13 protein-coding genes are annotated in these 13,590 nt (G+C 72.7%); 3 read left to right on the top strand and 10 right to left on the bottom strand.

What is annotated here, in order from left to right; genetic code table 11:
* Positions 1-367: 367 nt before the first annotated feature.
* Positions 368-1,375, bottom strand: a complete 1,008-nt coding sequence (locus tag ABZ567_RS30070) for a helix-turn-helix domain-containing protein (protein WP_360795878.1) — start codon at positions 1,373-1,375, stop codon at positions 368-370.
* A 75-nt stretch (positions 1,376-1,450) separates the two neighbouring features.
* On the opposite strand from ABZ567_RS30070, the gene ABZ567_RS30065 reads away from it, so the two are divergent.
* Complete coding sequence (locus ABZ567_RS30065; RefSeq protein ID WP_360795875.1) at positions 1,451-2,047, top strand: cysteine hydrolase family protein; 597 nt, start codon at positions 1,451-1,453, stop codon at positions 2,045-2,047.
* A gap of 22 nt (positions 2,048-2,069) precedes the next feature.
* On the opposite strand, the gene proC is transcribed toward ABZ567_RS30065, so the two are convergent.
* The 5 genes from proC to ABZ567_RS30040 form a co-directional block, all read right to left on the bottom strand.
* The gene (gene proC, locus ABZ567_RS30060; protein WP_189803333.1) at positions 2,070-2,879 is read right to left on the bottom strand and encodes a pyrroline-5-carboxylate reductase; all 810 of its coding nucleotides are present in this window, start codon (positions 2,877-2,879) and stop codon (positions 2,070-2,072) included.
* 84 nt (positions 2,880-2,963) lie between these two features.
* Positions 2,964-3,701, bottom strand: coding sequence for an ABC transporter permease (locus tag ABZ567_RS30055; RefSeq protein WP_360795871.1), 738 nt, complete (start codon positions 3,699-3,701; stop codon positions 2,964-2,966).
* Entirely contained in the window at positions 3,698-4,528 is an 831-nt protein-coding gene (locus tag ABZ567_RS30050; protein WP_360795887.1) for an ABC transporter ATP-binding protein, read from the bottom strand. The genes ABZ567_RS30055 and ABZ567_RS30050 overlap by 4 nt, the downstream gene beginning before the upstream one ends.
* 146 nt (positions 4,529-4,674) lie before the next feature.
* Complete coding sequence (locus ABZ567_RS30045) at positions 4,675-5,190, bottom strand: hypothetical protein (protein ID WP_360795868.1); 516 nt, start codon at positions 5,188-5,190, stop codon at positions 4,675-4,677.
* 35 nt (positions 5,191-5,225) lie between these two features.
* Positions 5,226-5,525 (bottom strand): peptidase, encoded by a 300-nt coding sequence (locus ABZ567_RS30040; protein ID WP_360795865.1) that lies wholly within the window; start codon positions 5,523-5,525, stop codon positions 5,226-5,228.
* Positions 5,526-5,682: 157 nt separating this feature from the next.
* Between ABZ567_RS30040 and ABZ567_RS30035 the strand changes: the two genes are divergently transcribed.
* Positions 5,683-7,857 carry a PQQ-binding-like beta-propeller repeat protein gene (locus tag ABZ567_RS30035; protein ID WP_360795862.1) on the top strand — a complete coding sequence of 725 codons (2,175 nt, stop codon included), beginning with the start codon at positions 5,683-5,685 and terminating at the stop codon, positions 7,855-7,857.
* Between the two features lie 104 nt (positions 7,858-7,961).
* Here ABZ567_RS30035 and ilvD read toward each other — a convergent pair whose 3' ends face one another.
* The 4 genes from ilvD to ABZ567_RS30015 form a co-directional block, all read right to left on the bottom strand.
* Positions 7,962-9,815 carry a dihydroxy-acid dehydratase gene (gene ilvD, locus ABZ567_RS30030; RefSeq protein ID WP_360795859.1) on the bottom strand — a complete coding sequence of 618 codons (1,854 nt, stop codon included), beginning with the start codon at positions 9,813-9,815 and terminating at the stop codon, positions 7,962-7,964.
* Positions 9,816-9,938: 123 nt separating this feature from the next.
* Positions 9,939-10,550, bottom strand: coding sequence for a TetR family transcriptional regulator (locus tag ABZ567_RS30025; protein ID WP_360795856.1), 612 nt, complete (start codon positions 10,548-10,550; stop codon positions 9,939-9,941).
* Positions 10,547-11,383 (bottom strand): sugar phosphate isomerase/epimerase, encoded by an 837-nt coding sequence (locus tag ABZ567_RS30020; protein WP_360795853.1) that lies wholly within the window; start codon positions 11,381-11,383, stop codon positions 10,547-10,549. Before ABZ567_RS30020 ends, ABZ567_RS30025 begins: the two co-directional genes overlap by 4 nt.
* A 304-nt stretch (positions 11,384-11,687) precedes the next feature.
* Positions 11,688-12,620, bottom strand: coding sequence for a Ppx/GppA phosphatase family protein (locus ABZ567_RS30015; protein ID WP_360795850.1), 933 nt, complete (start codon positions 12,618-12,620; stop codon positions 11,688-11,690).
* Positions 12,621-12,660: 40 nt separating this feature from the next.
* Here ABZ567_RS30015 and ABZ567_RS30010 point away from each other — a divergent pair, with 40 nt between their 5' ends.
* Positions 12,661-13,572 carry a hypothetical protein gene (locus ABZ567_RS30010; protein WP_360795847.1) on the top strand — a complete coding sequence of 304 codons (912 nt, stop codon included), beginning with the start codon at positions 12,661-12,663 and terminating at the stop codon, positions 13,570-13,572.
* Positions 13,573-13,590 lie beyond the last annotated feature (18 nt).

Genomic DNA, 13,590 nt, shown 5'->3' with positions numbered 1-13,590 from the left:
TGAGTTCTCAAGGAACGGACGCTTCCTTTGTACTCACCCTCTCGGGCTTTCCTCCGGGCTTCCCTTCGGTCTTGCGTTTCCGACTCTATCAGATCCTTTCGGCGTCTGATTCCCGGTCAGCGGGAGTTGTCTTTCCGGCTGTTGGGCCGTTCCGACGAGTGAGACTTTAGCGGATTTCCTGCCTCCGACGCTAATCGGGCGGCTGCGCTCAGGTTTCGAACGCGGATTCCTCATTTCGCAAAAACGCACGGAAAGCAGAACGGCACGGCAAAGCACCGTCAGCTTCTGTGGGTCTTGCGGGATGGCTGTCCGGGGCCGACCGGGGTCGGTGCTCACGTCGGACAACTCGGAGAACCTTACGGACCGGTCAATCCCGTGTCAACCCCGGTCTCTGGCGGAACGCGTTGCGGTAGTCGCGTGGGCTGGTGGCGAGGTGCGAGGCGAAGTGCTGGCGCATCGTGACCTCGCTGCCGAAGCCCGCGCGGCGGGCCACCTCGGGGAGGGGGTGGTCGGTGAGTTCGAGGAGTTTCTGGGCTTCGGCGACGCGTCGGCCGATGAGCCAGTGCAGGGGGGTGGTTCCGGTGGTCGCCTGGAAGTGGCGGGCGAAGGAGCGGGGGGACATCCCCGCTCGGGCGGCGAGGGTCGCGACGGTGTGGGGTTCGTCCAGGTGGGCGAGGGCGTGGGCACGGACGGCGGCGAGGGCGTCGGCGTCGCGGTCGGCGCGGGGGGTGGGGTGCTCGATGAACTGGGCCTGGGTGCCCGTACGGAAAGGGGCGGTGACCATCGCGCGGGCGATGGCCGCGGCGGCCTCGGCTCCGTGGGCGGTGCGGACGAGGTGGAGGCAGAGGTCGATGCCCGCGGCGGTGCCGGCCGAGGTCCAGACGCCGGTGTCCTCGACGAAAAGGGCGTCGGGTTCGACCTGGATGCTCGGGTGGCGGGCGGCCAGGGTGCCGGCGAGTTGCCAGTGGGTGACGGCGCGGCGGCCGTCGAGGACTCCGGCGCGGGCGAGGACGAAGGCGCCGGCGCAGAGTGAGGCGACCGGGACGCCGGCGATGTGGGCGCGGCGGAGGGCGTCGAGGACGGAGGCCGGGAGGTCGGCGTCGGGGTCCTCGATGCCGGGGACGAGGACCAGGTCGGTGGTGGTGAGGTGGTCGAGCCAGCTGAGGGGGCGGTCGGGGGTGAGGGTGAGGCCGCCGCGCACGGGGATGGGGGTGTGCGGGTCGGGGGCGGTCCTGCGGAGTTCGAAGGGTGGGACGCCTCGGAGAGTGCGGTCGCTGCCCCAGACCTCGGTGATGACCGAGATGTCGAACGCGCGGACGCCCGGGAAGGAGAGGAGGGCGATGCGTTGGGGGCGGGGCGTGCGGGTGGGCGGCATGGGTGGCAGTAAACCATCGGTCGCTGTCATTCGTTCCGCTGGGAGAGCGGTCGGACCGGGAGGAGGATCGTGGGTATGGAGATCGCACAGAACGCAGCGCTGGTTGTCGTCGACGTACAGAAGGGCTTCGAGGAGGAGTTCTGGGGGAAGCGGAACAATCCGGCCGCTGAGGAGAACATCGCGGCTCTGATCGACCTGTGGCAGGAGACGGGGCGGCCGGTCGTCTTCGTGCGGCACGACTCGCTGGAGGGTTCTCGTTCGCCGCTGCGGACGGGGTACGCGGGGAACGCGTTCAAGGACTTCGTCGAGGAGCGGCGTGGGAAGGGCGGGGGGCCGGAGCTGCTCGTGACGAAGAGCGTGAATTCGGCCTTCTACGGGGAGCCGGCGCTGGACGGGTGGCTGCGCGGGCAGGACATCGCGCAGATCGTGATCGTCGGGATCCAGACGAACATGTGCAACGAGACGACGGCGCGGATGGGCGGGAACCTCGGGTACGACGTGGTGTTCCCGTTGGACGCGATGCACACCTTCGACCTGGAGGGTCCGTTCGGGTGGTCGCGGAGCGCGGACGAGCTGGCGCAGGCGACGGCCGTGTCCCTGCACGGGGGCGGGTTCGCGAAGGTCGTGTCGACGGAGGAGGTCGTGAAGGGGGCGTCTGCCGGGGTTCGGTGACCCCGGCAGGGCGGGCCGGGTGTCAGCTGTTGCCGGAGGCGAGTTCGCGGCTGCGGTCGCGGGCGGCTTCGAGGGCGGCGATGAGGGCGGCGCGGACGCCGTGGTTCTCGAGCTCGCGGATGGCGCTGATGGTGGTGCCGGCCGGGGAGGTGACGGCTTCGCGGAGCTTGACCGGGTGTTCGCCGCTGTCGCGGAGCATGACGGCGGCGCCGATGGCGGCCTGGACGATGAGGTCGTGGGCCTGGGCGCGGGGCAGGCCGAGGAGGATGCCGGCGTCGGTCATGGCCTCGACCAGGAAGTAGAAGTAGGCGGGGCCCGAGCCGGAGAGGGCGGTGGCGGCGTCCTGCTGGGACTCGGGGACGCGGAGGGTCTTGCCGACGCCGCCGAAGATCTCCTCGGTGTGGGCGAGGTGCTCGGGGGTCGCGTGGCTGCCGGCCGAGATGACGGACATCCCCTCGTCGACGAGGACGGGGGTGTTGGGCATGACGCGGACGACGGGGGTGCCGGTGGTGAGGCGGTCCTCGATGAAGGACGTGGGGATGCCGGCGGCGGCGCTGATGACCAGGCGGTCGGCGGCGACGTGGGGGGCGAGTTCGTCGAGGAGGCGGCCCATGTCCTGGGGCTTGACGGCCAGGATGAGGGTGTCGGCGCGCTTGGCGGCCTCGGCGTTGGTGACGGTCTCGACGCCGTAGCGGGTGCGGAGCTCCTCGGCGCGTTCGGCGCGGCGGGCGGTGACCAGGAGGTTCGCGGGGCGCCAGCCCGCGCGGATCATGCCGCTGAGGAGGGCTTCACCGATCTTGCCGGTGCCGAGGACTGCGACGGTCTGGGTCATGGCTCTGCTCACCTCGCCGGAGGGGGTACGTGTCGTCATCCTCGCACCGGCGGGCCGGGTGGTGTGCGGGTGTCCGAGGGGCGGTCACGCGGTGCGGCGGCGGAGGGTGGCCGCGCCGAGGGTGAGGACGAGGAGCGCGCAGCCTCCGACGACGAGGGTGTCGCGGACGAAGTCGCCGGTGATGTCGGGGTGGCGGAGGACCTGGTTCATGCCGTCGACGGCGTACGACATCGGGAGGACGTCGGAGATCGCTTCGAGGGCGGGGGCCATCTGGTCGCGTGGGGTGAAGAGGCCGCAGAGCAGCAGTTGGGGGAAGATCACCGCCGGCATGAACTGGACGGCCTGGAACTCGGAGGCGGCGAAGGCGGAGACGAAGAGGCCGAGGGCGGTGCCGAGGAGGGCGTCGAGGAGGGCCACCAGGAGGAGGAGCCAGGGGGAGCCGATGACGTCGAGGCCGAGGAACCAGACGGCGAGACCGGTGGCGAGGGTGGACTGGACGACGGCGAGGAGTCCGAAGGCGAGGGCGTAGCCGGCGATGAGGTCGGCTTTGCCGAGGGGCATGGCGAGGAGGCGTTCCAGGGTTCCCGAGGTGCGCTCACGGAGGGTGGCGATGGAGGTGACCAGGAACATCGTGATGAGGGGGAAGATGCCGAGCAGTGAGGCCCCGATGGTGTCGAAGGTGCCGGGGCTTCCGTCGAAGACGTGGCGGAGCAGGAAGAGCATGACGCAGGGCACGAGGAGCATCAGGGCGATCGAGCGCGGGTCGTGGCGCAGCTGACGCAGGACGCGGGCGGCGGTGGCGAGGGTGCGGGCGCTGCTCATGGCCGGATTTCCTCTCGGGAGGTTCGGGGGTGCGCCGCTCGGGCGGCGGCGTCGACGAGGTGGAGGAAGGCCTCTTCGACGGTGCCGGTGTCGTTGCGGCGGCGGAGGGCTTCGGGGGTGTCGTCGGCGAGGATCTCGCCCTCGCGCATGAGGAGGAGGCGGTGGCAGCGTTCGGCCTCGTCCATGACGTGCGAGGAGATGAGGAGGGTGGTGCCGCGGTCGGCGGCGATCTGGTGGAAGAGGTTCCACAGGTCGCGGCGGAGGACGGGGTCGAGGCCGACGGTGGGTTCGTCGAGGACGAGGAGTTCCGGGGTGCCGAGGAGGGCGACGGCGAGGGAGACCCGGCTGCGCTGGCCGCCGGAGAGCCGGCCGGCGAGGGCGTCGGCGTGCCGGGTGAGGTCGACGTCGTCGAGGGCCCGGTCGACGGCTGTGCGGCGCTCGTCGCGGTGGGCGCGGCCGGGGAGCAGTACGGCGGCGAAGTAGTCGAGGTTCTGGCGGACGGTGAGGTCGTCGTAGACGGAGGGGGCCTGGGTGACGTAGCCGATGCGGGAGCGGAGGGCGGGGTCGCCGGCGGGGTGGCCGAGGACCTGGAGGGTGCCGTGGACCTTGGCCTGGGTGCCGACGATGGCGCGCATGAGGGTGGTTTTGCCGCAGCCTGAGGGGCCGCGGAGGCCGGTGACGCGGCCGGCGGGGACGGTGAAGTCGAGGCCGCGCAGGACGGTGCGGGAGCCTCGGGCGGCGGTGAGGTGGTGGGCGGTGACGGCCGGGGGGTCGGAGGACGTGGCGGGGGGTGCGGGGTCTGCGGGCACACCCGCCAGGTAATTCATCACGCGATGAATATTGCGCCTGGGGGTGTGGAGAGGTCAAGCGTCCGGGAGAAGTGGGGTGGATCCGGCTGCGGGCCGGGGGTGGTTGTGCCCGCCCGTTCCGCCCTTGCGGAACTGGCGGGCACAACCGAAGGGCGGGCGGTGGCTCAGCGGCGCTTGGGCTTCCTGCGGGCGGCCGGGTTGCCCGTGCGGGTGCCGCGGCGCTTCTCGAACTGCTCGCGGGCCTTCTCGTACTCCGCTCGGCGCAGCTTCTCGCCGGGGGCCTCGACCAGGCAGCGGACGGAGTACGCGAGGAGCGAGCCGATGAAGCCGATGGCCTTGAGGCTGCGCAGGGACTCCTCGCGGCCCGGGTCGGCGGGCCGGCGGAGGAAGCCCTCCCAGGTCTTGCGGAAGGCGATGGCGCTGCAGACCGCGAACATGACGACGACCAGCATGTTGACGATGCCGCCGACGTCGGCGATCTGCAGCCCGTCGTAGGCGAAGCGCAGGACGAAGCAGGCCGCGACGGCGGCGGCGAGCGAGCCGGCGGCCAGGCCCGCGCGGCGCAGCGCGTAGTGGCCGCCACGGTCGACCCAGGTCGTGCCGAAGAAACGGATCTCCTCGGGCTGGGGACCGGCGGGGGTGCCGCCGGTCGTGCTGGGGGTCTGCTCGTCGTCGCTCACGAGGTCGATTATCCCCGGGGCGACGGAGGAGGACCTCAGGCGCAGCGAGGTGCGACGAAGCCGTCGCTGCCCGTACGCACGTACGCGTCGGAGATGTACTCGCCCGGGGCTATGGCGTCCCAGATCCGGGTGGTGCCGTAGGGGCCGCTGATCCACTCGCCGTTCTTCTGGCAGGAGATCGCCACCGTGGCGTCCAGGGGCAGGGCCCGGACGATCGGGTACTGGGTGCTCGGGCCCGAGCGCACGTTGACCCGGTAGCCCGGCGCGACCGCGTAGCGCTTCGTGGTCAGGGCGGTCACCGTGTCACCCACGGCGTTCTTCTCGTCCGTACCCATGCAGTCCTCCCCCTTGGCGCAAAAGCGCTCCACAGAGTTTCACTCTCCGCGACGCGCAGGCTAGCAAGCCCCACCGACATCGGGGGTGCCATGGACTAGGCTCCGTCGGGTCGCGCACGTACGCGCGAGGTGACGCGGAATCACACGGGGGTGGGCGATGCCGCCGTTGCGCGGTACCGGTGCCGACCGGGAAGCGGAGGGGCCCGAGTATGCGGGCGGCTACCGTCTCCAGGCACGTCTGGGCGCCGGCGGCATGGGCGTCGTCCACCTCGCGGCCTCGGCGTCGGGGCTGCGGCTCGCGGTCAAGGTCGTGCACGCTCGGTACGCGGAGGACCCGGAGTTCAGGGCGCGTTTCCGCCAGGAGGTCGCCGCCGCCCGCCGGGTCAGCGGGGCCTTCACGGCGCCCGTCGTCGACGCCGACCCCGATGCCCTGCGCCCCTGGATGGCCACCCTCTACGTCCCCGGGCCGACGCTGGCCGACCAGGTGAAGCGGAACGGCCCGCTGGCCCCGGCCGAGCTGCGCCGGCTCACCGCCGGGCTCGCCGAGGCCCTGCGCGACATCCACCGCGCCGGTGTCGTCCACCGCGACCTCAAGCCCAGCAACGTGCTGCTCACCGACACCGGCCCCAAAGTCATCGACTTCGGCATCTCCCGGCCCCTCGACAGCGATCTGCACACCGAGACCGGCAAGCTCATCGGCTCACCGCCGTTCATGGCGCCCGAGCAGTTCCAGCGGCCCCGCGAGGTCGGGCCGGCCGCGGACGTCTTCGCCCTCGGCTCCGTCCTCGTGCACGCGGCGACCGGGCACGGGCCCTTCGACTCCGACAGCCCGTACATCGTGGCGTACCAGGTCGTGCACGACGAGCCGGATCTGACGGGGGTGCCTGCGGAACTGGCGCCGCTCGTGGCCCGCTGCCTCGCCAAGGAGGCCACCGAACGGCCCACTCCGGCTCAGATCATGGCGGCGCTGCTGCCGCCCTCGTACGCGGCGGAGGCGTTCATACCGGCGCAGCGTCGGCGGCCCGCCCTCCCGGGCGGCGAGGACCGCGCGTCGGGCCACGCGCCCGCGTGGGACGCCGACACGCCGGTACGGGCTCCCGCCGCCCCCTCCGTTGCCCCGCGCCGCCGGGGTCCGCGTCCGGGCCTGCCACGGCTGCCGATCGCCGTCGCCGCCGCGCTCGCGCTGACCGGGGCCGGTCTGTACGCGGCCCTGAGCCCCACCGCGCCCGTCCCGCCCGAGCCCCCCGCCCGACCGGCCGAGGTGGCCACCGCCTTCGCCGGGTGGCAGACCACGCTCCAGAAGCACGGCCCGACGGTCGCGCCCGCGTGCGGCCACGCCGCAGGCGCGCTGTACTGCTCGGCCCGGGGCGTCGACCTCGCCCGCCTCGACCCCGTGACGGGCCGCGTGCTCTGGTCGCGGACGGCGCCCGTGAAGGCGGAGACCCCCCTCGTGCCCTTCCTCCTGGCGGACGGTCTGATCGGCGCCGCCGCTCCGACGGGACCGCCACGGGCGTACGCGGCGGCCGACGGCTCCCCCCGCTGGACGGCCGCCGCGGCCGAGCTCCCCGAGCTGTACCGGCCGGCCGGCACCGCCGTCGTCCTCGCCGACGGGCAGGGCGGGCTCCGGGCCGTCGACAGCCGCACCGGGAAGGAGCTCTGGCGGCACGGCCTTCCCGGCTTCGGGATCCCGTTCCCGGGACCGTACGACGCCCCGTCCGGGCTGCTCACCGTGGCCGAGGCCTCGGCCGACGGAACGCGCACGCGGGTGGGCGAGATCGACCCCCGTACCGGTGAGGTGGTCCGGCAGCGGGACCTGGACGGTGACCTCGACCCGCTCGGCCGCACCGGCGACGGAACGCTGCTCCTCGGCTCCCGCTACCAGGGGATGCTGCTCGACGCCCTCGTCCTTCTCGACCCGGACGACGGCGCCGTACGGCGGCTCCCCCTGCCCCACCGGATCGATGTCCGGGGCGTCGCCGTGCGCGGCGCGGTCGTCCACGTGCTCGATGCGGACGGACACCTCACCGCCTTCGACACCTCGGCGCCGAAGGGACGGGTGCTGTGGGAGCTGGAGACGGGCGCCGGGAACGTGTCCGAGCCCGTCATGGGCCCCGGCGACCGGCTCTACTTCTCCGTCCAGGACGGGCGGCTGCTCGCCGTCGACACCGTGCGCGGTGCCCTCGTCGGGCAGACCCGGCCGCGGCTGCTCAACGGTCGCCTCGGGTACGCGTCCCGGGTGCCCGCGCCGCTGATCGCCGGGGACCGGGTGTTCGGGACGGCCCCGGACGGTTCCGTCTTCGCGGTGGACGCGCGCGACCCCGTGTCCTGGTGATCCACGCGCGCGCGTAGCCCGTGTCCGTACGGGGGAAACGCCGCGGCGGCGGGGAGCGGGCTTCGTGCCGCTCCCCGCCGCCGCGGGTCGTGTCGGTGCCGGGGTCAGCCCAGCCTGCTCACGTCCCGGACCGCGCCCTTGTCGGCGCTCGTCGCCATCGCCGCGTACGCGCGCAGGGCCGCCGACACCTTGCGCTGCCGGTTCTTCGGCGCGTACACGCCGTTCAGCGCCTCCCGGCGGGCGGCGAGGGTGGCCTCGTCGACGAGGAGTTCGATCGAGCGGTTCGGGATGTCGATACGGATGCGGTCGCCGTCCTCCACGAGGGCGATCGTGCCGCCCGAGGCGGCCTCCGGGGAGGCGTGGCCGATGGACAGGCCCGACGTGCCGCCGGAGAAGCGTCCGTCCGTGACCAGCGCGCAGGTCTTGCCCAGGCCCCGGCCCTTGAGGAAGGAGGTCGGGTAGAGCATCTCCTGCATGCCGGGGCCGCCGCGCGGGCCCTCGTACCGGATGACGACCACGTCACCGTCCTTGACCTGCTTGTTCAGGATCTTCTCGACGGCCTCGTCCTGCGACTCACAGACCACGGCCGGGCCCTCGAAGGTCCAGATCGACTCGTCGACGCCGGCCGTCTTCACCACGCAGCCGTCGGCGGCGAGGTTGCCGTGCAGGACGGCGAGGCCGCCGTCCTTCGAGTACGCGTGGGCCGCGTCGCGGATGCAGCCGCCGGCCGCGTCCACGTCGAGCGCCTCCCAGCGCTCCGACTGCGAGAAGGCGGTCGCCGAGCGGACGCAGCCGGGGGCGGCGTGGAACAGCTCGACGGCCTCGTCGGACGGCGAGCCGCCGCGGACGTCCCAGGTGTCCAGCCACTCCTTGATGGATCGGGAGTGGACCGATTGGACGTCCTCGTCCAGGAGCCCGGCGCGGTACAGCTCGCCGAGGAGGGCCGGGATGCCGCCGGCGCGGTGCACGTCCTCCATGTAGTACGTGCGGTCCTTGGCGACGTTCGGGGCGACCTTGGCCAGGCAGGGCACCCGGCGCGAGACCTCGTCCATGTCCGGCAGGCCGTACTCCAGCTCGGCCTCCTGGGCGGCCGCGAGCAGGTGCAGGATCGTGTTGGTCGAGCCGCCCATGGCGATGTCGAGGGCCATGGCGTTCTCGAAGGCGCCGCGGGTCGCGATCGCGCGCGGCAGGACCGAGGCGTCGTCCTCGGCGTAGTACCGACGGGTGATGTCGACGACCGTGCGGGCCGCCGCCTCGTACAGCCCCTTGCGGGCGGTGTGGGTGGCGAGCAGCGAGCCGTTGCCGGGGAGGGAGAGGCCGATGGCCTCGGTCAGGCAGTTCATCGAGTTGGCGGTGAACATGCCGGAACAGGACCCGCAGGTCGGACAGGCGTTCTCCTCGATCCGGAGGATGTCCTCGTCCGAGATCTTCGGGTTCACCGCGTCGGACATCGCGTCGACCAGGTCGAGCGTGCGGACCGTGCCGTCGACGAGGGTCGCGCGGCCGGCCTCCATCGGACCGCCGGAGACGAAGACCGTCGGGATGTTCAGGCGCAGGGCCGCCATCAGCATGCCGGGGGTGATCTTGTCGCAGTTGGAGATGCAGATCAGGGCGTCGGCGCAGTGCGCCTCGACCATGTACTCCACGCTGTCCGCGATCAGGTCGCGGGAGGGGAGGCTGTAGAGCATGCCGCCGTGGCCCATCGCGATGCCGTCGTCGACGGCGATCGTGTTGAACTCGCGGGCGATGGCCCCGGCGGCCGTGATGGCCTCGGAGACGATCCGGCCGACCGGCTGGAGGTGGGTGTGGCCGGGGACGAACTCCGTGAAGGAGTTGGCGACCGCGATGATCGGCTTCCGGCCGATGTCCGCGCCGGGTACACCGGAGGCGCGCATAAGGGCGCGTGCGCCCGCCATGTTGCGTCCGTGGGTGACAGTGCGGGACCTCAGCTCGGGCATCGCGCTCGCTCCTCGTGATGGGTGTGCTTGCTTTCGAGCGTACGCCGACGGACCAAGATCTGGACAACGCGTCCGTATGGCGGACCCGCTGTTCACCTTTCGGTCGGTCTCCGGCCGCGGACCTCAGGCCTCGGTCAGGTACCGCTGGAGCGTCGGGGCCACCATGGCCACGATCTTCTCCGGGTCCGCCGTCGCCAGCGGCTCCACCTGGATCACGTACCGCATGATCGCGATCCCGATCATGTGGGAGGCCGCCAGCTCCGCGCGGAACTTCGGATCCGGTACGTCGAGCTCGTCCGCGATCCGCTCCAGGAGGCGCCGCAGCACGAAGGTGCGCAGCACCTTGGCCGCGGCCTCGTGGGTCAGCGCGGAGCGGACGATCGCGAGGAGCGGGGCCCGGCTCGCCGGGTTCTCCCAGACGCCGATGAAGAACCGCGCGAGCCGCTCCCCGATGGTCTCGCGCGGGCCGCTGACGATCGCGGGGACGACGGTCGCCGGTTCGAAGGAGACCTCGACCGCGGCGGCGAAGACCTCGTCCTTCGTACCGAAATAGTGGTGCACGAGCGCCGGGTCGACCCCGGCCGCCCTGGCGATGCCGCGGACCGAGGCCTTGTCGTAGCCGCGCTCGGCGAACTGGGCGCGGGCCGCATCCAGGATGCGTTCCCGCGCGCCGGGCCCGCTCTCCTCCTCGGTACGGGACGGGCGGCCGCGGCGGCGCGGGGCCGGTTCGGTCACGGCCGCGGGACCCGGGTGTGGCGGGCGGGCGCCGACGCGAGGTGGAGCCGGGTGAAGGCGAGGGCCTCCGCGAGGTCGGCCTCGCGCTCGGCGGCGGACATCGCGCGGCGGGTGTTGACCTCGATCACGACGTGGCCGTCGAAGCCGGTGAGCGCGAGGCGCTCCAGGACCTCGGCGCAGGGCTGGGTGCCGCGCCCCGGGACCAGGTGCTCGTCCTTGGCGGACCCCCTGCCGTCGGCGAGGTGGACGTGGCCGAGCCTGTCGCCCATGCGGTCGATCATCGCGAGGGCGTCGGTGCGGGCGGTCGCGGTGTGCGAGAGGTCGACGGTGAAGTGCCGGTAGTCGTCCTTGGTGACGTCCCACTCGGGGGCGTACGCGAGCATCTCGCGGTCCTTGTACCGCCACGGGTACATGTTCTCGACGGCGAACCGTACGTCGGTCTCGTCGGCCATCCGCCAGATGCCGGTGACGAAGTCCTTGGCGTACTGGCGCTGCCAGCGGAACGGCGGATGCACGACGACCGTCGACGCGCCGAGCCGCTCGGCCGCCGCCTGGGCCCGCTGGAGCTTGACCCACGGGTCGGTGGACCAGACGCGCTGGGTGATGAGGAGGCAGGGAGCGTGCACGGCCAGGATCGGCACCTGGTGGTGGTCGGAGAGCCGGCGCAGCGCCTCGATGTCCTGGCTGACCGGATCGGTCCACACCATGACCTCGACACCGTCGTAGCCGAGGCGCGCGGCGATCTCGAAGGCCGTCGCCGTCGACTCCGGATAGACCGAGGCCGTCGACAGGGCGACCTTCGCATCCGGGACGCGCACCACTGGTTCTGCCACGGAGACAGGGTACGGGGCCGGGCGGGGGGCGAGGGGGTGGTTCCGGTCACGCCGGGAGGGGCGGAGGCGGGTCGGCGGGAGGGCGGAGCCGGGTCGGGTCGGGTCGGCCGTCACGCCGGGAGGGGCGGAGCCGGGTCGGGCGGCCGTCACGCCGGGAGGGGCGGAGGCGGGTCGGGTCGGCGGGAGTCGTCGGAACGGGAGGAGCGCTGCTCCGTGCCCCCGGCCGGTAACCCCCCTCCGTGCCCGCTCCCGCGCCACCGTCCCGTGACCACGCGCCATGCCCGGTCCCGTGCTCCCGGCCCGGTCAGTTCTCCGGCAGGTGGTCAAGGCGACGCAGGATGACGCCCTCGCGCAGGGCCCAGGGGCAGATCTCCAGTTCCTCCACCCCGAGCAGATCCATCGCGCCCTCCGCGACGAGCGCGCCCGCGAGGAGCTGTCCCGCGCGGCCCTCCGAGACGCCCGGCAGGGCCGCGCGCTCGGGGACGGTCATCCCGGCCAGGCGCGGGACCCACTCCTCCAGGGACTTGCGGGACAGGCGGCGCTGGACGTAGAGGCCCTCGCCCGAGCCGGGGGCGCCGGCGATCCTGGCCAGCTGCTTGAACGTCTTGGAGGTGGCCACGACGTGGTCGGGGCGCCCGGAGCGGCTGAACTCGCTGACGTTACGGGCGATCTGCGCGCGCACATGGCGGCGGAGGGCCTTCACGTCGTCGAGGTCGGCCGGGTCGCCCCGGAGCCAGCCGGCGGTCAGCCGGCCCGCGCCGAGCGGCAGGGAGACGGCGGTGTCGGGGTCCTCGTCCATGCCGTACGCGACTTCGAGGGAGCCGCCCCCGATGTCGAGGAGGAGCAGCTTGCCCGCCGACCAGCCGTACCAGCGGCGGGCGGCGAGGAAGGTGAGCCGGGCCTCCTCCTCGCCGGTGAGGACCTGGAGGTCGACCCCTGTCTCGTCCTTCACGCGCGCGAGGACGGCGTCGGCGTTGCTGGCCTCGCGGACGGCGGAGGTCGCGAACGGCAGTACCTCCTCGCAGCCCTTCTCCTCGGCGGCCAGGAGGGCGTCCCTGACGGTCTTGGTGAGCCGTTCGACGCCGTGCGGCGCGATCGCGCCCCGCTCGTCGAGCAGCTCGGCGAGCCTGAGCTCCGCCTTGTGGGAGTGGGCGGGCAGCGGCCGGGCGCCCGGGTGGGCGTCCACCACCATGAAGTGCACTGTGTTCGAACCGACGTCGAGGACTCCGAGTCTCATGGCGGAACGGTACTGCGCGCACCCGCATACGCTTGGTGGTGTGCCAAAGACGAAGAAGGCGAAGCCCGGCAAGGACAGCGGCGACGACACGGGTGTGACGTCGGCTGTGACGCCGGTGGTGGCCGCTGTGACGGCCGTGAAGGCCGGTAAGTCCGGCGGGGCCGTGAAGAGCGGCAGGAAGCGGGGCAAGGGCGTGGAGCCGGACGAGAAGGGCCTCGACTTCGCGCGCGCGTGGGTCGAGTTCCCCGACCCGACCGACGAGGAGCAGGTCTTCCGCTGCGACCTGACCTGGCTGACCTCGCGCTGGACGTGTGTCTTCGGCAGCGGCTGCCAGGGCATCCAGGCGGGGCGGGCCGACGACGGCTGCTGCACGCTGGGCGCGCACTTCTCCGACGAGGACGACGAGAAGCGGGTCGCGACCCATGTGGCACGCCTCACGCCGGAGCTGTGGCAGTTCCACGACGTCGGTACGGAGTCGGGCTGGGTTCAGCGCGACGAGGACGGCGACCGGCAGACCCGCCGCTGGGAGGGATCCTGCATCTTCCAGAACCGTCCCGGGTTCGCGGGCGGCGCGGGCTGCTCGCTGCACATCCTGGCTCTCAAGGAGGGCAGGGAGCCGCTGGAGACCAAGCCGGACGTCTGCTGGCAGCTGCCGGTGCGGCGCACGTACGACTGGATCGACCGGCCCGACGACACCCGGGTCCTCCAGGTGTCGATCGGTGAGTACGACCGCCGGGGCTGGGGTCCGGGCGGCCACGACCTGCACTGGTGGTGCACCTCTGCCACGTCGGCGCACGGGGCCGGGGAGCCGGTCTACGTCACGTACCGGCCCGAGCTGACCGAGATGATGGGCGAGGAGGCGTACGGGGTCCTGGCCGGGCTGTGCGAGACCCGGCTCTCCTCGCAGCTGCCCCTGGTGGCCCCGCACCCGGCCGACCCGAAGGTCCGGTAGCCGGGCGTATCGGCGGGG

Source organism: Streptomyces sp. NPDC016459 (assembly GCF_040632845.1).
In the GTDB taxonomy this organism is placed as follows: Bacteria; Actinomycetota; Actinomycetes; order Streptomycetales; family Streptomycetaceae; genus Streptomyces.
This window is presented reverse-complemented; position numbering and strand designations above follow the sequence as displayed.